The organism is Sphingomonas turrisvirgatae, assembly GCF_001721295.1.
GTDB classification, from domain to species: Bacteria; Pseudomonadota; Alphaproteobacteria; order Sphingomonadales; family Sphingomonadaceae; genus Sphingomonas; species Sphingomonas turrisvirgatae.
Map to the genome: position 1 here is coordinate 1 of NZ_MDDS01000031.1, position 19,205 is coordinate 19,205.

General features: G+C 64.5%; 21 protein-coding genes. 8 read left to right on the plus strand and 13 right to left on the minus strand.

Features of this window, described 5'->3' with window-relative positions:
• The 6 genes from BFL28_RS12220 to BFL28_RS12240 form a co-directional block, all read right to left on the minus strand.
• Positions 1 to 1,086 (minus strand): AAA family ATPase (locus tag BFL28_RS12220; RefSeq protein ID WP_173655739.1); only part of this gene is annotated, 1,086 nt, incomplete at its 3' end.
• 97 nt (positions 1,087 to 1,183) lie between these two features.
• Positions 1,184 to 1,735: a hypothetical protein gene (locus BFL28_RS12225; protein WP_069320832.1), complete on the minus strand. Its 552-nt coding sequence runs from the start codon at positions 1,733 to 1,735 to the stop codon at positions 1,184 to 1,186.
• A complete protein-coding gene (locus tag BFL28_RS12230; protein ID WP_069320833.1) occupies positions 1,732 to 2,097 on the minus strand; it encodes a hypothetical protein in 366 nt (121 codons plus the stop codon). The genes BFL28_RS12225 and BFL28_RS12230 overlap by 4 nt, the downstream gene beginning before the upstream one ends.
• Positions 2,087 to 2,209, minus strand: coding sequence for a hypothetical protein (locus BFL28_RS21720; RefSeq protein WP_277621007.1), 123 nt, complete (start codon positions 2,207 to 2,209; stop codon positions 2,087 to 2,089). The genes BFL28_RS12230 and BFL28_RS21720 overlap by 11 nt, the downstream gene beginning before the upstream one ends.
• A 74-nt stretch (positions 2,210 to 2,283) precedes the next feature.
• Positions 2,284 to 2,445: a helix-turn-helix domain-containing protein gene (locus BFL28_RS12235; RefSeq protein WP_069320834.1), complete on the minus strand. Its 162-nt coding sequence runs from the start codon at positions 2,443 to 2,445 to the stop codon at positions 2,284 to 2,286.
• Between the two features lie 578 nt (positions 2,446 to 3,023).
• Positions 3,024 to 4,181 (minus strand): tyrosine-type recombinase/integrase, encoded by a 1,158-nt coding sequence (locus BFL28_RS12240; protein WP_069320835.1) that lies wholly within the window; start codon positions 4,179 to 4,181, stop codon positions 3,024 to 3,026.
• A gap of 305 nt (positions 4,182 to 4,486) precedes the next feature.
• Here BFL28_RS12240 and BFL28_RS12245 point away from each other — a divergent pair, with 305 nt between their 5' ends.
• Positions 4,487 to 5,068, plus strand: a complete 582-nt coding sequence (locus BFL28_RS12245) for a CC0125/CC1285 family lipoprotein (protein ID WP_079247111.1) — start codon at positions 4,487 to 4,489, stop codon at positions 5,066 to 5,068.
• Between the two features lie 91 nt (positions 5,069 to 5,159).
• Here the strand turns inward: BFL28_RS12245 and secA are convergent, their stop codons facing one another.
• From secA to folE, 6 genes are all read right to left on the minus strand, one after another.
• Positions 5,160 to 7,898 carry a preprotein translocase subunit SecA gene (gene secA / locus BFL28_RS12250; protein ID WP_069320864.1) on the minus strand — a complete coding sequence of 913 codons (2,739 nt, stop codon included), beginning with the start codon at positions 7,896 to 7,898 and terminating at the stop codon, positions 5,160 to 5,162.
• A gap of 115 nt (positions 7,899 to 8,013) precedes the next feature.
• Positions 8,014 to 8,283 carry a hypothetical protein gene (locus BFL28_RS12255; protein ID WP_069320837.1) on the minus strand — a complete coding sequence of 90 codons (270 nt, stop codon included), beginning with the start codon at positions 8,281 to 8,283 and terminating at the stop codon, positions 8,014 to 8,016.
• Positions 8,284 to 8,307: 24 nt separating this feature from the next.
• Positions 8,308 to 8,460, minus strand: coding sequence for a hypothetical protein (locus BFL28_RS20945; RefSeq protein WP_158011650.1), 153 nt, complete (start codon positions 8,458 to 8,460; stop codon positions 8,308 to 8,310).
• A complete protein-coding gene (locus BFL28_RS12260; RefSeq protein WP_069320838.1) occupies positions 8,457 to 8,819 on the minus strand; it encodes a dihydroneopterin aldolase in 363 nt (120 codons plus the stop codon). The genes BFL28_RS20945 and BFL28_RS12260 overlap by 4 nt, the downstream gene beginning before the upstream one ends.
• Complete coding sequence (locus tag BFL28_RS12265) at positions 8,816 to 9,562, minus strand: SDR family oxidoreductase (RefSeq protein WP_069320839.1); 747 nt, start codon at positions 9,560 to 9,562, stop codon at positions 8,816 to 8,818. The genes BFL28_RS12260 and BFL28_RS12265 overlap by 4 nt, the downstream gene beginning before the upstream one ends.
• Positions 9,563 to 9,565: 3 nt before the next feature.
• On the minus strand, positions 9,566 to 10,186 hold the full coding sequence (gene folE / locus BFL28_RS12270) for a GTP cyclohydrolase I FolE (protein WP_069320840.1): 621 nt from the start codon (positions 10,184 to 10,186) through the stop codon (positions 9,566 to 9,568).
• Positions 10,187 to 10,403: 217 nt separating this feature from the next.
• Between folE and BFL28_RS12275 the strand changes: the two genes are divergently transcribed.
• The 7 genes from BFL28_RS12275 (at position 10,404) to BFL28_RS12300 (ending at position 18,758) form a co-directional block, all read left to right on the plus strand.
• Entirely contained in the window at positions 10,404 to 12,938 is a 2,535-nt protein-coding gene (locus BFL28_RS12275) for a TonB-dependent receptor (RefSeq protein WP_069320841.1), read from the plus strand.
• A 100-nt stretch (positions 12,939 to 13,038) separates the two neighbouring features.
• Positions 13,039 to 13,245 (plus strand): hypervirulence associated TUDOR domain-containing protein, encoded by a 207-nt coding sequence (locus tag BFL28_RS20210; protein ID WP_079247108.1) that lies wholly within the window; start codon positions 13,039 to 13,041, stop codon positions 13,243 to 13,245.
• A gap of 40 nt (positions 13,246 to 13,285) precedes the next feature.
• Positions 13,286 to 13,558: an SWIB/MDM2 domain-containing protein gene (locus BFL28_RS12280; protein WP_069320842.1), complete on the plus strand. Its 273-nt coding sequence runs from the start codon at positions 13,286 to 13,288 to the stop codon at positions 13,556 to 13,558.
• Positions 13,559 to 13,675: 117 nt separating this feature from the next.
• A complete protein-coding gene (locus tag BFL28_RS12285; RefSeq protein WP_119184597.1) occupies positions 13,676 to 14,704 on the plus strand; it encodes a sensor histidine kinase in 1,029 nt (342 codons plus the stop codon).
• Positions 14,704 to 15,636 (plus strand): hypothetical protein, encoded by a 933-nt coding sequence (locus tag BFL28_RS12290; RefSeq protein WP_131818645.1) that lies wholly within the window; start codon positions 14,704 to 14,706, stop codon positions 15,634 to 15,636. The genes BFL28_RS12285 and BFL28_RS12290 overlap by 1 nt, the downstream gene beginning before the upstream one ends.
• A 22-nt stretch (positions 15,637 to 15,658) precedes the next feature.
• A complete protein-coding gene (locus BFL28_RS12295; protein WP_069320845.1) occupies positions 15,659 to 17,047 on the plus strand; it encodes a leucyl aminopeptidase family protein in 1,389 nt (462 codons plus the stop codon).
• A 55-nt stretch (positions 17,048 to 17,102) separates the two neighbouring features.
• Positions 17,103 to 18,758 (plus strand): thiamine pyrophosphate-binding protein, encoded by a 1,656-nt coding sequence (locus tag BFL28_RS12300; protein WP_069320846.1) that lies wholly within the window; start codon positions 17,103 to 17,105, stop codon positions 18,756 to 18,758.
• On the opposite strand, the gene BFL28_RS12305 is transcribed toward BFL28_RS12300, so the two are convergent.
• Positions 18,755 to 19,069, minus strand: coding sequence for a helix-turn-helix domain-containing protein (locus BFL28_RS12305; protein WP_069320847.1), 315 nt, complete (start codon positions 19,067 to 19,069; stop codon positions 18,755 to 18,757). The genes BFL28_RS12300 and BFL28_RS12305 overlap by 4 nt on opposite strands.
• Positions 19,070 to 19,205 lie beyond the last annotated feature (136 nt).

Below are 19,205 nucleotides of genomic sequence, written 5' to 3' on the forward strand. Positions count from 1 at the left end.
ATGTTGCCGCTGATCGACGTCGCCGCTGGGAACCTCCCGAAGCACCGTCACATCGCGGCCTTTCGACGTGTTTCGATAGGTGTACGCCTCGACTACACCGATCGCGAAAAGGCGCTCCATCGCCGCCCGGAGTCGGTCACGCTTCAACCCCTTGGCCTGCGCCATCCCCTCAAACTGGGCCGGCGCATAATTCGGGCCGGGGGAGGGACCCACCAGCCTTCCCTCCCCTTCGCTAGTCCGCTGGCGAAGACAGGCGAGAAACACGGCGTTGTCCCCGTTAGCGAGTGCGACCGCCGCGACTTCCGTGCGCTGATCGGGCGGCAAATCGTCGTCGCGGATGAACGCCCACTGGTGCCAGCGAAAGGCTAGCTCCTCGCCGTTCTGCGCATAGTTCGACTTCTGCCGCGAAAGCACGCGCACGTCCCGATCCGTCGATGTATCCGGCACTTGCATAAACAGCCGCGACCGCACCTGATTTTCCCAGGCGGTGGAGCCGCTGAAGCTATCGCCGGCCTTATTCGGATGGCCGAGAAACAGCACGCTGCCATCGATCCGGATCGCTAGGCTGTTCAGCAATCCGACGAAACCCGCCACCTCGCTGCGATAGTTCTCGTTCGCTGCCGACAGATGCGCGACATTATCCAGCCCCAGGAAGCGAATATCGAGCTGGCGCGCGACTGCGGCGATCGACTCGAAGCGAGGCGTCGGCACAACACGTCCGGCGTCGTCGACCGAACATAGCAATGTATCGAGATTGCCCGCCAAGCTCACCAGATGAAGCTTGCCCGCCAGATCCGACATAGACACCCCCAGCGCTTTGCAGATCGCCGCTTGGCGCCGATGCAACTCGTCCGCATCATCCTCGCAGGACAGATACATCGCGTTGCACTTGCGCGGCTCCACGCCAAGAAAGGGTAAGCCGAGCGCCGTGCATGTCGCGAGCTGCTGTGTGACCAGGCTCTTGCCAGCGCTGCCCGGTCCTGTGAGGTAGGTCGCCTGTCGGTAAGGTATCCACCCCGGCAAGGCCCATTCGCGTTCGGGCGGCTCGAGTCCCTCCCAGGCGGCGACGTCGATCAGCGGCAACATGCGGCTCGCCTCTCGCCACTCGTCTTCAGCGGTCGGGAGCATGCCGCGATGCTGCCACCAGTCAGGAACCGGCGCGAAGTTTCGAACCGAAGCTAGATCACGCGGCATGGCGCACCTCACTTCCGACGAGCTTGGGCATGCGGAATGACCTAACCAGCGCATTGCGCAGGTCCGCCATAAAGCTGCGATCGGGGCAGGCGATGGTTGCGAAGGCGCGAAGCATCACGACGTCTGGCGCATCCCAATCGAGGATAACACCACCCTCACCGCCGCTGCGCAGCCAATCTAGGGGCGTTGCGTGCAGCGTGAGGAAGCCCGCATCCCACCGACTGGCGAGGCATCTGTCCGCGTTCAGCATCCAGCCAAGCCCTCGTCTCGTCCACCAGCGCTGAGGCTGACTTGAGCGCCATGCAACCAAGTCTACCAATCCGCCGTCGAACACCGGCTGCACGACGTGCGCCGTGCCATCCTCCTGCGGCTGATAGGTGCCTGCCCGTTCGGGCGCGGCGGATACGATGCCGAAAGCGGGGTAACGCTCGCCCAGCTCGGCAATTGTGGCAGGCGCGACGCCAAGCGCGCGGATGCGATCAAGGTGTGGCTGGCGAACTTGGCCTACAGCGGCGAAGTATTCTCCTTCGAGCGTGCTCATGCTGCCGTACCCCCTTCCGGCTCAGCATTGACGTGATCCACGGCCTCGACGCCGAAATGATCCGCCACGATTTCGGCAGCGGTCAGTGCGATTTCCGCGTCGGAATAGCCCGCGATCCGAACAAAGATGCCCGAGCTGGAGATTTCAAACCCGCCCTTCCCGCGATGTACGGCAAGCACGACATAGTACGGCCCGCCGGGAACATCGTGACCGACACTGGTCCACACTTCCAACAGGCGATCACGCTCGACCTGGGCCAAAGCATTGCCGGCCGCTGCCAGGAATGCTGCCCGCTCAGCCGCATCGACCGCTCTAGCGCGAACGCCGGGCCGACGGCGGAACGGCACGACGTTATCCGACATGCGCGTCTCCCTCGGTTGCGAGGCGGGTCGCGGTGCTGTAAGGAAAGTCGATCGATCCGTTGGTTGCGGGCGATTGAGAGCCGGGCGTCTCGACCACGCCCGGCTTTCGCATTTGAGGCGGTCCCAATCTGCCATAGTGTCGGGCAAGAATGGGGAAGTGCGCCGGGTCTGGCATGACGGCGGCGATCATGCGTTCACCAGCGCGCGGATGCTGTCGGTCTTTACCAACCGACGCCGGCCAACCTTGACGGTTTCCAGCTTTCCCGAGTTGATCAATTCATAGACTTTGGTCAGCCCCAGGCCGGTGGCCTTGCAGGTGTTGCTAACGGTAGTGGTAAGCGGTTCCATCAGTCGCTCCTTTAATGGCTGGCGACGGCCAGCGGGCGACTGCGAAACTGCTACCAAACTCGCTGCTGCGGACCTGACATCAATTAGGTCAAATCGACGGCGGTGGCTCGTCGCCGCCTAGAATGGTATTCCCCGCCGCTAACCAGGCGTCCCACGCCTTCTCGCGGCTTATGAGCTTACGAACCCTCCACCGCTGCCGCTCACAAACAGCAAAGCTCTTTCGCGCTCGCGCTTCTCGATCCTCGCGCGAAGTTGCTGGCCTGCCCCGCCCTCGCATTGCCAACGCGAATGATCGTCCTACCAACTTCACCTCTCGCGGGACCGAGATGACCCCTTCCGGGTCGCCGGCCAGGTAAAGGCACGTTGAAAGACCCGCGAACCAGCGCGCGTCCTGCCTCCGAAACAACAGCTGTACACTGCGGTCGCGCCCTTTGCGCTCAGCCGATGCGCGCAGCCGCCGACTAATTGCCGCGGCCGCACTTGCCCCCTCTTGGTGCCCCGGCGCGTACTCAAGCTGCAGCCACCGCGCTAGCGTTCTCATCTCCTCGCGCGTGAGATGAACCCGGACTTGTCCAGCATTAGCCATCACTGGCGCCAGCGACGTATCGGCCCCACTCTTCCAGCTGCGCGCGCCGCATTTCGATGAACTTGGCCCGCTTGTAGGCCTTCACCACCTTGTCGGGCACGACATGGGCAAGCGCCGCCTCAGCGACCGCATCGGGCGTGTCCGGCATCTGCTCAGCCGCCCAATCGCGGAACGAGCTGCGGAAACCGTGAGGGACATACGGTACGCCAGCATCCCGCATGATCTTGGATAGCGTCATGTCCGATAGCGACTTCCCGGTGCGCCCCGGAAACACCAGATCATCCGGCTTACGCTCGCCCGTCAGCCGTTGGACGGTGGCGAGGATATCGAGCGCACCAGCATTGAGCGTGACCACGTGCTCCACCCTGGATTTCATGATTGCCGCAGGGCGCGTCCAGAGACGCTTTTCTAGGTCGACCTGCCCCCATCTGGCGGCGCGCACTTCCCCGCTGCGCGCCGCCGTGAAGATCGCGAACAACAGCGCCAACCGGCCAATCGTCTCATCCTGCCCCTTCAGGCCGGCGACGATCGCGGGCACCTCTGGATAGGGGGCAGCTGCCATGTTGCCGCCCGTAGGTAGTTTGCCGAGGATCGTTGACACCGACTTGACCGGGGCCTCACTCGATCGCCACCCCTTGGCATGGGCGAAGTTCAGCACCACGCCGATCCGATGGCGCACCTTCACGGCAGTAGCGGGCTTGCTGGTCCAGATCGGGCTAAGCGCCGCGACGATATCGTTTGTCTCGACATGCTCAACACGCCGATCGCCGATCAGCGGAAAGACATGCTCCTCAAGGCTCGAAAGGAAGCTGGCAGCGGTCTTATCCGACCAGCTCGCCGTCTTGGCCTCATGCACAAGTTCGGCGGCGCGTCGGAATGTGACCGGCTCTCCGCGCTCGCGGTCACGCTCAGCAATCACATTGCGACCATCGCGGGCGGCGCGACGAAGGTCTATAACCTTATCCCTCGCTTCTGCGAGCGGCACCAGCGACAGCGGCCCCAGACCGATATCCTGGCGCTTGCCGTCCTTCTGAATGCGCAGCACCCATGAGCGCGCTCCAGTCGGTTTGACGACCAGGTATAGGCCGTCGCCATCTGCGTGCCGACCCGGCCCCAGGTTCTTCAGTGTTATCGCCTTCAGCTTCGGCATCAACCCCTCACCCGTTACCACATTTGAACGCGAATGTGGGCGGTTTAGCGCGAAGGTTGGCGAAGCTCAAGGCGTGAACAAAGCTAGTCCGCTCCCTCCAAAACGAACGATGGCGAATGGCGACGAAGTTATAGTCCAACTCCTACTCAGGGAGCCAGCGAGCATCTCCTCTCGCACGATTGAACGGCCCGCGGCTTCGCGCACGCAGTCCCCTTTTGTTCAGCAAATGGACATTTGGCGTGTGCTGTTCGTTACAGCGATGTAAACGCACGATTCATCGGAATCGACAGGTCAGGAGAATGTTCATGCGTACCCAGAGGTCCCGTTCTCGGGCCGTGGCGGCCGCCCTCGCGCTCGCGTCAGTATCCGCGCTAACGGCCTGCACCACCGCTACACCCTATCAGCCCGCAACCGGGCGCGGCGAATCCCGCACCGGCTATTGGGACGAGCAGATCGAGGCGGATCGCTTCCGCGTCACCTTCGCCGGCAACAGCCTCACCTCGCGGGAGACGGTGGAACGCTATCTGCTCTATCGCGCGGCGCAGCTGACGGTGGAGCGCGGCTACGACTATTTCATCCTTGCCGACCGCGACACGGAAAAGCGCACGCGAACCTATATCGACCGTCCGTTCAGCCCTGGGCCATGGGGCGGCTGGGGGCCGTCGTGGCGATATTACAGCCCACGCTGGGGCTGGCGCGGCTGGAGCCCGTTCTGGGGTGATCCCTTCTGGGATCGGCAGGTCGATGTCCGTCAGGTCGATCGTTACGAGGCGAGCGCTGAGCTCGTGGTCGGGCGCGGGCGAAAGCCGGACAATGTCCGCGCCTTCAATGCGCGCGAGGTCATCCAGAATCTGGGTCCATCGATCCAGACGCCCGCCCCGCGCTGATCGCACCAGACTGAAACAGGAAGGGCCGCCGGATACGATCCGGCGGCCCTTTTTTCTGCCCTAGCGACGGGGCCCAGCGCTACGCCTCAGCTCACAGCTGCCCATGGCACTGTTTGTAGCGCAGCCCCGACCCGCATGGGCACGGTGCGTTGCGGCTGACCTTGCCCTCCCAGCTTGCCGGATCATCGCCCAGCGCTTCGCCGCTCGGTCGCGGAATCTGCAACTGCGGCAGCTCGTTGGGGATCAGCCCGGCCGTGCCCGCATCCCAGTCCGCACTGTTGTCGAGACCGGTCAGCGGATCGATGTGCGAGGTCAGGAAGTCGGGCAGTTCGGGCAGCTCCGGCGGCGCCTGGAACTGGAACTCGGCCCACGCCAGCGTGCGCGTCACGTCTTCGCGAATGCTCGCCAGCATTCGCTCGAACATCGCGAACGCCTCCTGCTTGTATTCGTTGATCGGCGTCTTCTGCGCATAGGCGCGCAGGTGAACCACCTGACGCAGCGCGTCGAGCATCGCGAGATGCTCCTTCCAGTGATGGTCCAGATTCTGCAGCAGGATCGACTTCTCGATCTGCACCCAAGTGTCAGGCTCCAGCCCTTCCGACTTGGCCTTCACCCTGGCGTCGGCAAGTTCGCGCAGCTTGTTCTCGACGTCTTCGGGCTCGATCCCGTCCTGCTCGGCGATCCACTGCTCGATCGGCGCCTCGACGCCGAGCAGGGTCTGCGCCTGCTCCTTCAGCCCCGCGATATCCCACTGCTCGGGATAGGTCTCCGGCGGGCAGGCGCGGCCGACCACGTCGTTCACGGTCTCGGCGCGCATGTCCTCGACCACGTCGCCGACCGTTTCGGCGTCCATGATGTCGCTGCGCTGTTCGTAGACGACCTTGCGCTGGTCGTTCATCACGTCGTCATATTCGACGACCTGCTTGCGGATGTCGTAGTTGCGCGCCTCGACCTTCTTCTGCGCGGTCTCGATCGCCTTGGTCAGCCACTTGCTGCCGATCGCCTCGCCGTCGGCGATGTTGTTGCGCATCATTTTGGCGAACAGCGTATCGGGGCCGAAGATGCGCAGCAGATCGTCGTCCAGGCTGAGGTAGAAGCGCGAAAGGCCCGGATCGCCCTGGCGGCCCGAGCGGCCGCGCAGCTGGTTGTCGATGCGGCGGCTCTCGTGCCGCTCGGTACCCAGCACGAACAGGCCGCCGGCCTCCAGCACCTTCTGCTTTTCCGCGCGCACTTCGGCCTTGATCTGCTCAATCGCCGCGTCGCGCTCAGGCCCCCCGGGCATGTCGCGGAGTTCGTCCTCGACGCGGAACTCGACGTTACCGCCCAGCTGGATGTCGGTGCCGCGGCCCGCCATGTTGGTGGCGATGGTCACCGCACCGATCCGGCCCGCCTGCGCCACGATGTGCGCTTCGTTCTCATGTTGCTTGGCGTTCAGGACCGAGTGATCGACGCCTTCCTGCTTGAGATACTGCGAAAGCTTGTCCGACTTGTCGATCGAGACGGTGCCGACCAGCACCGGCTGGCCCTTGATCGAATGCTCCTTGATCGTCCGCGCGATCGCGATGAACTTGTCGTTCTCGGTCTTGTAGAACTCGTCGTCCTCGTCGATCCGCTGCACCGGCAGGTTGGTCGGGATCGTGACCACGTTCATCTTGTAGATGTCGAAGAACTCCGGCGCCTCGGTCGAAGCGGTTCCGGTCATGCCCGAAAGCTTGGGGTACATGCGGAAATAATTCTGGAAGGTGATGCTGGCGAGCGTCTGGTTCTCGGGCTCGATCGTCACGCCTTCCTTCGCCTCTACCGCCTGGTGTAAACCGTCCGACCAGCGGCGGCCGTCCATCATGCGGCCGGTGAACTCGTCGATGATGACGACCTTGCCGTCCTTCACGATGTAATCGACGTCGGCCTTGCGCATGACATTGGCCTGCAACGCCTGATTGAGGTGATGCACGACCTGCGTATTCTCGAAATCATACAGGTTCGCGCCCTGCAACAGACCGGCAGCCTCCAGCATGCGCTCGGCGGTCTCGATCCCTTCCTCGGTCAGGACGACGCTCTTCTGCTTCTCGTCCTTCTCGTAGAGGCTCTCGTCGAGCTGCTTCACGATCGCGTCGACGCCGATATACAGGTCGCTCTTGTCGTCGGTGGGGCCGGAGATGATCAGCGGCGTGCGCGCTTCGTCGATCAGCACCGAATCCACTTCATCGACGATCGCCATCGCGAACGGCCGCTGCACCATCGACGCCCGGTCATACTTCATGTTGTCGCGCAGATAGTCGAAGCCGAACTCGTTGTTCGTGCCATAGGTGATATCCGCGGCATAGGCTTCGCGGCGCTGATGATCGGCCAGGTTCGGCACGATCACGCCGACAGTCAGGCCGAGGAAGCGATAGAGCTGCCCCATCCACTCGGCGTCGCGGCGGGCGAGGTAATCGTTCACGGTGATGACGTGCACGCCCTTGGCCGGCAGCGCGTTCAGATAGGTGGCGAGCGTCGCCACCAGCGTCTTGCCTTCGCCCGTACGCATCTCGGCGATCTCGCCGCGATGAAGGACGATGCCGCCGATCATCTGCACGTCGAAATGGCGCATGCCGAGCACGCGAACGCCCGCCTCGCGCACCGTCGCGAACGCTTCGGGCAGGATCGACTCCAGCTTCTCGCCATTGGCGAGCCGCTCGCGGAACTTCACCGTTTGCGCCGACAGCTCGTCGTCGCTCATCGCCTGAAGCGTCGGCTCGAACGCCGCGATCTTGCGGATGATCGGGTCGAGCGAACGAACGTAACGGTCGTTGGACGAGCCGAACAGAGATTTGGCCAAACCGCCGAACATATGGGTTTCCAGTCGTATGAATTGCGTGATGCGCGCCCGCATCGCGAGCGCAAACGAATCGAGTGCGAAATGGATGCCGCGCAGGCGCCTGTCATGCAGGCATGCGGCAACGCGGCTATTCCAGCCAGCGGCCAGTCGTCAGACGAGCGGGAAGCGCAAGCGGCGCGGCGTGGACTGCAAAAGCCCGCGCCCTTTCAGGAACCGTCGCGATGGCAAGCGTCGCTGGACGGGCCTCGACACATGCGACGGCGGTCTCGGCCACCATCTCGGCGACCCGCGAAATCGCAGCCTCACCCTGCTGTCCGCCCACGCGCACGGCCCGGTCGCCGGAGAAAGCTCCGGTCAGGCCCGCCAGCAGCGCGGATAGAAACAGCAATAGTTGCACGATATTGCCTGTAACAGCCCCTTGTTACCCGCCGCTGAACGGCAGGCCGTGGCAGACATAGGATGCGCGGGGCGGTTCGTCCAACCCGAATGCGAAGATATCGCGACGCTCGCGCTCGCTCCAGTCGCCGCCGGTATGGAAATCGCAGGGAAAAGATGCTGCGAACCGGCGGCTCAAGGCGCTTCGCGTCGCCGCACCACTTCGCACCCGACGCGCGCGTCGGGATATACATCCAGCTTCATCGACCGCACGCGGACCTCCTGGACGCGCTCGTCACCGGCAAGCGCCAGCGCGGCGATCGCGTCGCACAGCGTTTCCTGCAACTCGATGTGCCGCCCCGCCGCCAGCGCCAATATGCCCTCGCGCAAATAGTCGTAATCGACCACCGCATCGATGCGATCGGCGGGCGGCATATCGTAGCGGCACGTCATCGCAACGTTCAGCGATACTCGCTGAGGGGCTGCGCGCTCGTGATCGTGGATGCCGAGACCGATCGAAACCTCAAGCCCGTCGAGCAGGATCGCATATTCGTTCATGCCGGCCGCTCCCGCCCCTCGAACATCACGTCGCCGTCGCGCTTCACCAGCCGCTGGCCGCAATCGACGAAGACGTTCTGCCCGGTGATGCTGCGTGCCGTCAGAAGGTGCTCGACCGTGCGCGCAATGTCGCCCAGATCGACACGTCTTTCGAGCAGATTGGCACTGCCGACGCGCTCGAACTCCGCCTCGCTCTGATCACCGCTCGGCAGCGAAAGCCCCGGCGAGACCGCATTGACCCGAATGCGCGGCGCCAGCGCCATCGCCAGCAGCGTCGTCGCCTCGGCAAGGCCGGCCTTGCTCAGCGTATAGGTCAGGAAATCGGGATTGGGGTTGGCAAGCTTCTGGTCGAGCAGGTTGACCACGGCCCCCTCCCCCAGCCCCGCCTGCGCGGCCAGCGCCGAGGTGAGGATCAACGGCGCACCCAGATTGACGTGCATGTGGCGGTCGAGTGCCGCATAGTCCGCAACCGGCAATGCGTCCCAGGCGAATAGCGAGGCGTTGTTCACCAGACCTTCGACTGGGCCGCCCAGCGCGGTTGCCGCATTCTCGACCAGCCCGGCTGTTGCCACGGGATCGGCCAGATCTGCGGTCACCAGCGCGACGCCGAGCGCCGCAGCCATCGCCTCGGCCTCGTCATGCGATCCGTGGTGATGCACCGCGACGGCGTGACCGGCGGCGACCAGATGCCGTACGATCGCAGCACCGATCCGCCGCGCGCCGCCGGTGACCAGCACCCGCACGGATCAATAGCCCATCAACGCCAGCACTTCCTTGCGGCTGCGCTCGTCCTCGCGGAACGTGCCCATCATCCGGCTGGTCACCATCCCAACGCCGGGCGTTCGAACGCCGCGCGCAGTCATGCAGGCATGGCTCGCCTCGACCACCACGGCGACGCCGCGCGGATGGAGATGGTTCCAGATGCAATCCGCGACCTCGGCCGTCAGCCGCTCCTGCACCTGCAGGCGCCGGGCATAGGCGTGGAGCACTCGGGCAAGCTTTGAAATGCCCACGACATGATTCTGCGGCAGATAGGCGATCGATGCCTTGCCGATGATCGGAGCCATGTGATGCTCGCAATGCGACTGGAACGGAATATCCTTCAGCAACACGATCTCGTCATAGCCGCCCACTTCCTCGAACACGCGCGAAAGGTGGTGTGCCGGATCCTCGGCATAGCCCTGGCAATATTCCTTCCACGCACGGGCCACCCGGTTCGGCGTGTCCAGCAGGCCTTCACGATTCGGATCGTCCCCCGCCCAGCGCAGGATCGTGCGCACTGCTTCAGCCACTTCGTCCGGCACCGGGATTTTCGGGGCGGGCGCTACGATATCGCCGTCGGCCGCCGCATCATGCTGATCACTCATGGTTTCGACCTATCCCTGTGCATGACGCTACGGCAAGCGCCGTTCGTGTGTGGCGCATCGGCAACAACCGTTGCGGAAGGCGAAATAGCAAGCATTTCCGCGGAATTGCCAGCGTCATTTGACGTTGACGTAAGCTTCACGTCAGCGTTAGCCTCACGACCAATTGCCACTCGCGACCCGGCAACAGATCGGGGCGCAGCCCAGAGAGGAGCCTTTCATGCGTAAACTGCATCTCTTCACCGCGTCCGCCATGGCGCTGACGGCGGCGCACGCCGCACCGGCCTTTGCGCAGGATGCGCCTTCGGCCGCACCGGCGCAGGGTGAGGAGGTCACCGACGACCGCGAAATCGTCGTGACGGCGACTGGCCGCGCGCAGGTGGCGCAGGATGTTCCGATCGCGGTGAGCGTCGTGGGCGGTGAGCAGCTTGAAAACGCCGGCATCGTCGACATCCGCGGGCTGCGCCAGGTGACGCCGAGCCTTCAGGTGACGACGGGCCAGTCGGCGGCCACCGGCGTCGTGCTGCGCATTCGCGGCATCGGCACGGCAGGCGACAATCCTGGCTTCGAACCGGCCGTCGGCGTATTCGTCGATGGCGTGTTCCGCGCCCGCGCTGGCGTGGCGCTCGCTGACCTGCCGCCGATCGATCGCGTCGAAGTGCTGCGTGGGCCTCAGGGCACGCTGTTCGGCCGCAACACGTCGGCCGGTGCGCTCAGCATCACCACGCAGGGCCCGTCCCCCGAATTCGGCGGCTACGTCGAAGGACGCTATGGCAATCTCGACGAGATCGAGGTGAAGGCGGGCATCACCGGGCCGATCAGCGAACAGCTCTCGGTCCGCGCCGACGGCGGCTATCACAAGCGCGACGGCTATATCACCGATCCGAATACGGGCCGGCAGTTCAACAATATCGATCGCTGGTTCGCACGCGGACAGGCGAAGTTCGAGACTGCCGACGTCACCTTCCGCCTGATCGGCGACTATGCAGAGACGGACGAGGATTGCTGCGGCGCGATCAATACCGGATCGGGCTTCGAAATCCTGCCGCGCGGAATCGATACGACCGTCAACGGCGGCGTCCTGGGCCTGATTACCAGCAACGCGATCGAACTCCTGTCGGCGACGCCGGCATTTGGCGGCGCCGCTGGGCGTGACGGCATCGTGCGGCCCTTCGATCCCGAACGCCGCCTGATGGCCGTCTCGCCCAACCGCGAGCTTACCGAGCGCGTCAAGGAGTGGGGTCTCTCCGGTCAACTCGACTGGCAGCTGGGCGATGTCGGGCTGACCTCGATCACCGCCTATCGTGACTGGCGCGCGACGCGCAGTCAGGACATCGATTTCTCGGGCGTCGATCGTGCCTATCGCGACGGTTACCGCACCGGGGTTCGCGATTTCACGCAGGAACTTCGCTTGAAGGGCAGCGCCTTCAATGGCGGTCTAGACTGGCTCGTCGGCGGCTTTTACCTGAACGAGAAGCTGACGCTGGACGATTCCGTGCGGCTCGGCACGCAGTTCGACCAGTATAGCGACTTCGTGTTCAGCCAGGTCACCGGGCAGCTCGGCGGTCCCGCGGCCGCTCGCCAGCTGTTCGGCAGCCTGCCCGTCGCGCAGTTCGGTCCGGCCATCGGCCTGCCGCGCACGCCGGTAGGCGCGGGGCAGCAGCTTGACCGCTACCAAGTCGATACCGAAGCGTTCGCGCTGTTCACCCACAACATCATCAACGTGACCGACCGGATCTCGCTGACGCTCGGCTTGCGCTGGAACCGCGAAACCAAGGAGATCGACGCCAACCTGAATTCGGCGGTGCCGGCGTGCAGCTACTGGCAAAATCCGGCAACCGCGCCCGTCCGCGCCGGACTGGGACAGCTCTTCCCGCTTGCCTTCCTCTACACCTGCAATCCGACGATCAATTCGGAATTCAACGGCGTCTACAACGGCAAGCGGACCGAGGACGAGTTCACCGGCACTGCCAAGCTGGGCTTCAAGGTCACCGACGACATCCTGCTCTACGGCGGCTATGATCGCGGCTACAAATCGGGCGGCTATAACCTCGATCGCGGCTCGTTCGACTCCCGCCTGCTGGGTGGCAACGGCGCTCAGATCACCGATCTCGAGTTCGGCAACGAGCTGGTCGATGCGTTCGAAGTCGGCGTGAAGACCAACTTCACGCGCAAGTTCCAGTTCAACGCTTCGGGCTTCTACACCGAGATCAAGGGCTATCAGAACCTTCAGTTCGAAGGATCGCGCTTCGTCACGCGCAACTTCGCGAAGGTGATTTCGAAGGGGATCGAGCTTGAATCGGTCATCCGCCCGATCTCGGACCTCACGGTCGCGCTCAACTACACCTTGCTCGACACTGAAGTACGCGATCCGCTCGCTGGTGCCGACAATGGGCGCTCGCTCACCAACTCGCCGCGCAACGTCATCACAGGTGCAGTGACCTGGACGCCGCAGCTGAGCGACAATGTCGGGGCGTTGGTCCATGTCGACTGGCGCACGAACAGTGACTCGCCCACCATCAACAATCCGATCGCGCGCGGCTATGTCGGCAATGACGGCTACAGCATCGTCAATGCGCGTATCGGCCTGAACTTCGGGGCAGAACAGCAATTCGGCATCGAAGCCTATGTCGAAAACTTGTTCGATACTTACTACAACATCACGTCCTTCCCCATTCCGGAGCAGGGTGCGAGCTTCGCGGTCTATCCCGCTCCCCCGCGCTTCTACGGTGTCAAGGCGCGCGTGCGCTTCTGATCCGGGCGAAGCCGCCGGGCATCGTGGTTATGACAGACAGGCGCGCCGGGGAAACTCGGCGCGCCTGCTTCGTTTTGATCCTCGTCAGAGGAGAATCGACATGGCGAAGGACTTGAAAAAGGGCGACCGTGTGTCATGGAAGTCCCATGGAGGGACCGCCAAGGGTGAGGTTCTCCACAAACAAACGTCTGATACTACCATCAAGGGTCATCAAGTACGTGCATCGCGTGAAGAACCACAGTACATCGTCGAGAGCGACAACGGTGGGAAAGCTTCACACAAGCCGTCTGCGCTGACCAAGATTTGAGCCGGCGGCTCGTCGCCGGTTCGCCAAAGGAGAAGAAAATATGGCGGAAAAGAAGGCAACCGGCGGCGCCCGTGGCGGCATTGCAACGCCCGTCACCCCCTCGGATGACCTTGCCGCGATCGTCGGCAAGGGCCCCCTGCCACGCAGCGAGATCGTCAGCAAGATGTGGGACCACATCAAGAAGAACAATCTCCAGAATCCTGAGAACAAGCGCGAAATCCTGGCTGACGACAAGCTGAAGAAGGTGTTCGGCGGCGACAAGGCAACGATGTTCGAACTGAACAAGCACATCGCGAACCACGTCACCAAGTAATCGCATCCGGCCCCGGCCGGGCGAGAGGAAAGCCCCCGCTGCCACTGGCTTCGGGGGCTTTTTTGTTGCAGGGTTGGAACGTGCCGACGCATCCTGCCCGCGCACCGGAGGAAGCGTGTGTCGGCCAGCCTGAAGCGTGTCCTGGAGCGCTTGCCACTGGCGGCGGATCGGCCGTGGATCGGCTATGCCGTAGCGTTCCTGGTCAGCGTACTCGCCCTCCTCGTTCGCTTTGCACTCGATGCCAGCCTTCCGCCCGGTTTCCCCTATGTGACCTTCTTTCCGGCTGTCGTGACGGCATCATTCCTGTTCGGTCGCGGCCCCGGTATTCTTACCGCAGTTCTGTGCGGGGTAGCCGCACTGTATTTCTTCATCCCGCCTTTTCGAACCTTCAACCTCGGCCGTGGCACCGGGCTGGCGGTCGGCCTGTATGTCGCCGTCGTAACGGTCGACATCCTGTTGATCGACTGGATGCAACGCGCCAACGCGCGATTGCAGCGTGAGCGTGAGCGGGGCGAGGAACTGGCCGCACGTGCCGAACTGCTGTTCCACGAGCTTCAGCACCGCGTGTCGAACAATCTCCAGATGATCGGCTCGGTCCTTTCGCTTCAGCGCCGTAAGGTGACCGATCCCGCCGCATCGCAGGCCTTGGGCGATGCCGTGGCAAAGCTTCAGACGATTGGCCGCATCCAGCGTCAGCTCTATAACAGCGATGGCGCCCATCTCGCGCTGGACCGCTTCCTGCCCGACCTCGCTCAGGATCTGGTGACGGCCAGCGGACAGCCTGGGATCGGCTGCACCGTCGATTGCCAGGCGGGTGTGCAGCTCGAGCCCCATGCCGCCATTCCTGTAGCGCTGATCGTTGCCGAAGCGGTCGCGAACGCCATCGAACACGGCTTTGGCGATCGCGACGGCGGTTCGATCACGATCCGCGTGGCTCGCGATAATGGCTGGCTTGATCTCGCCATCATCGATGACGGGATTGGCCCTCCTGCCGGCTTCGACGCGGCCAGGTCGGACAGCCTCGGCCTGCGTATCGCGCGCACGCTGGCCGAGCAGCTGGGGGGCGAGTTCACGCTGGCCCGTCACGCTGCGGGCGGCGCAGTTACCCGGCTTCACTTTCCTCTGGATCGGCGCGCGCCGGCCTGATGGTTGGTATGGCCGCGAGGCTGATCCGCGTCCCTGCCCTCGCCGCGCTGTGGGTGTTTGCAAGCGCGGTGCAACCGGCACCGAATTTTCGCATTATGCGCGTCGATCCGCTCATGATCGAGGATGACGATTTCGCACGCCACCGCGATCCGGCCACGTGGCGCGGCCTGGCGGTTTCCAGTGTCGAATTCAAGGAAGAGCGCGGCAGCTGGCGGCTCTATCGCATCGCCAATATCGCCAGACCGCGGGGTCCGCTCTGGTTCGTGCCGCACGACGACGAAAACGCGGGCTTCGAAGCAGCGCTTGCCGGCGTAAGCATTTATGGCGGCGTCGTCATCGTCGTGGACTCCGGCATTTCCGACGACCGCGACGGTATGCGCCGCAACATGGCGGTCGACTTCGGGCGGCCAATCGACCCCAACCGCAACTTCCGCGATGGCTATCCCCGCTATGCCGCGACGATCCTGGCCGATTACGCTCGCGAAGCACGGCCGATCATCGCGCTGCACACCAATGCGCCCGGCTTCGATCCCAGCGGTTCACGGTGCAACCAGGACGATCCCCCGGGTCGCGGCCAGGTATCGATCCGCTTTTGCGACGAAGTGATGCAGCCGCACGCGTCGCAGGCCCGCGCCTGGCCCTTCGACGCTGACGACACGCTCGCCTATGTCGCGCATCGCGCGGATGCCTCGCCCTGGTCGGCCTATTGTGGCAAGTCGCTCGCCCTCGCCGACTTCAACGTCGTGTTCGAGAAGGTGTCGGTCAGCGACGGCTCGCTTTCCAACTATGCGCTGCTGCGCGGGATGAACTATATAAATTTCGAGACGCAGGAGCGCGGTCTGGCCCCCGCCGACCTGTCGGAAAGCCGCAACCGGCTGCTCGCCATGGTAGGCCGCGCCATGCGGCTCTGCACGAACCTTGCCCCGCAATGACCCTCGTGCCTACATCGCGGCCATGATCGACCTTTCACAATTGCTGCAACCCGATCGCGGCCAGGCCGCGCGTGCCATTCACGTCGTACATCCCGATCGCTGGTCAGACTGGCTGAATGCACAACCCCAGCGCACCCGCACCGCCATCGGGGCGAACAAGGTGACGGGCAAGGCTGGCAATCGCGCGATCCTGCCGGGCGATGCGCCGGACGACTGGTCGATGCTGCTGGTCTGCGACGAAGCCGAAAGCTCGCCCTTTCGCATCGCCTCGCTGGGCGAGCAGCTGCCCGCGGGCACGTACCGCCTCGTGGAGGGCGAACCCGGCGCTGCGATGCTCGGGTGGGTGCTCGCGCAATATCGTTTCGACCGCTACCGCAAGGACGAGAAGGCGCCCGGCCCGCGCGTGCTCCTGACCGGAGAGCCGGGCCGGATCCCCGAGACGATCGCCCTTGCCGAAGCGACCTTTCAGGTGCGCGACCTCGTCAACACGCCGGCCAGCGACATGGGCCCCGCACAGCTGGAGGACGCGGCCGCCACGCTCGCCAAGGCGCATGGCGCCACGCTCACGGTCACGCGCGGCGACGCGCTGGAGCAGGGTTATCCGATGATCCATGCGGTCGGCATGGCCGCCGCGCGCGGCCGCGAACCGCGGCTGATCGAGCTGGAATGGGGCGATCCTGAGCACCCCCGCGTGGCCCTGGTCGGTAAGGGCGTGTGTTTCGACACCGGCGGCCTCGACATCAAGCCATCTGCCGGCATGCGCCTGATGAAGAAGGACATGGGCGGCGCCGCGCATGCGCTGGCGCTCGCCGGGGTCATCATGGCTCAACGCCTGCCGGTGCGCCTGCACCTGCTGATCCCGGCAGTGGAAAATGCCGTCGCCGGCAACGCCTTTCGTCCCGGCGATGTCCTGAAAACGCGGATCGGCCTGACGGTCGAAAATACGAACACCGATGCCGAGGGACGGCTGATCCTCGGCGATGCGCTCGCCAAGGCGGTCGAGGGCAAGCCCGGCCTGATCCTCGATTTCGCGACGCTGACCGGCGCGGCACGGGTCGCGCTCGGGCCGGAGCTGCCCGCCCTGTTCGCCAATGACGACGCGCTCGCCGCCCAGCTGCTCGATGCCGGGACGGCGCAAAAGGACCCGCTGTGGCAGCTGCCGCTATGGGATGGTTATGACGAGATGTTGAAGTCCGACATCGCCGACATGGTCAACGCACCTGACGGCCCCTTTGCCGGCCCGATCACCGCCGCGCTGTTCCTGCGCAGGTTCGTCCCGAAGGACGTGCCATGGGCGCATTTCGACCTGTTCGCCTGGCGGCCGACCTCGCGGCCGGGCCGTCCGAAGGGTGGCGACACGATGAGCCTGCGGGCGGTGTGGGCGATGCTGAAGGCACGCTATCCGGGCTGATCGTCACGGCCGTAACCATCTCGACTTCGCGGACGCCGAGGGGCACAAGACCGCCATGACCAACTTGCGCACCGGCGGCCGCATCCTCGTCGACAACCTTGTAGCGCAGGGTTGCGACCGCATCTTCCACGTGCCCGGGGAAAGCTTCCTGGCCGTCCTCGACGCATTGCACGACACGCCCACGATCGACTTGGTGACGTGCCGGCAAGAAGGTGGCGCGGCATTCATGGCCTGTGCCGACGGCGCGATGACCCACCGCCCCGGCATCTGTTTCGTCACCCGGGGCCCTGGGGCGACCAATGCCAGCATCGGCGTTCATGTCGCGATGCAGGATTCGATCCCGATGATCCTGTTCATCGGCGATGTCGATCGCGGCATGCGCGACCGCGAAGGCTTTCAGGAAGTCGACTTTCCCGCGATGTTCGCCCCGCTCGCCAAGTGGGCGACACGCATCGACGATGCGCGGCGCATTCCGGAATATGTCGCCCGCGCCTGGAACGTCGCGGTCAGCGGGCGCCCCGGGCCGGTGGTCATCGCTCTGCCCGAAGACATGCTGATGGACATGGCCGAAGCGATTGACCGTCCAAGGCTCGCCCGCCCGGTACAGGACAGCAACGCCGCCGCCGACCTTCATGTCCGCGACCTGATCGTCCAGGCCGAGCGACCGGTGGCCATCATCGGCGGCGCGCATTGGGATGCCGAGACCGCCGCCGATGTGGAAGCATTCGCCACGCAGTTCGGCATACCCCTCGCCGCCGCCTTTCGCCGGCAGGATGCGGTCAGCAACACCTGCCCGGTCTATGCCGGCAATCTGGGCTATGGCCCCAACCCGGCGCTTGTCGCGCGGATCAAGGCCGCCGACCTTATCCTGGTGCTCGGTGCCCGGCTGGGGGAAGCGACGACGGACGGCTATACGTTGATCACGCCGGATCATCCGGGACAGACGCTGGTCCACGTCCACCCCGATCCGAACGAACTCAATCGCGTTTACCGGGCGGATGTCGCGATCTGCGCCGACCCCGGCGCCTTCGCCATGACAATGACCGTCTCACCCGGCGAAGTCGTTGCACGGACGGCCGGCACACAGGCCCATGCCGAATGGCTGGACTGGTCCACCCCGGCTCCGCGCGACGGCGTCACGCTGGACCTCGGCCAATGCGTCGCTGCGATGCGCGAGCGGCTCGGCCCCGACGATGCGATCATCTGCAACGGCGCGGGCAATTTCTCCGCCTGGTGGCACCGCTACTGGCACTATGGCGCGCAACCGTCGCAACTGGCGCCGACGGCCGGCGCGATGGGCTATGGCACACCGGCCGCGCTGGCCGCTGCGCTGCGTCGGCCCGACAAGCTCGCCATCGCAATCGCCGGCGACGGTGACTTCCTGATGAACGGGCAGGAATTGGCGACCGCGATCCAGCACGGCGCAAACATGCTCGTTCTCATCATCGACAATGGTGCGTACGGCACGATCCGCATGCATCAGGAGCGCGAATTCCCCACGCGCCTCTCGGGCACCACGCTGCACAACCCCGATTTCGCCGCGCTCGCTCGCGCCTATGGCTGCTGGGCCGAAACGGTGGAGACGACGGCGCAGTTCGCCCCGGCGCTGGACCGCGCGCTCGCGCAAAGCGGCGTGCGCCTGCTGCATCTCAAGACCGATGTCGAATACATCACGCCCGCGACGACCGTCACGGCGATCCGGAACCGTTAGGCGACTGCGCGCCGATCAGCCAACGCCGCCTTGATCGCATCCGCCGCCCAGCGCTCGCAAAGTCCGACCGCACGAGCGAATGCTTTGACGAAGCCCTTGATGTACACAAGTCCTGGGATCAGGTCGAAGCGCTCAGCCTCGATTGCGGCGAGATAGCGAACCGGCACGCGCGTCGTCGCGGCGACATCCTCGATGCTCATGGCGCAGCGCTCGCGCGCCCTGGACAGAACCTCGCCCACGCTGCCGCGCGGCTCGATCCGCCAATCATCGCTTGCAAACGGAAGGACTGGATGGTGCGTCACGGCGTTCATGGCTCTCAGCCCCCCGGCTGGCTGGCATGCCCGGGCCCGCCCCGGACGCACAGAGTAAGCCACATGAACGTTAACAAGTCGAATCCGCTCACCCACGAAAAAGGGCCGTCTCCCGCAGGAAACGACCCTAATTTCG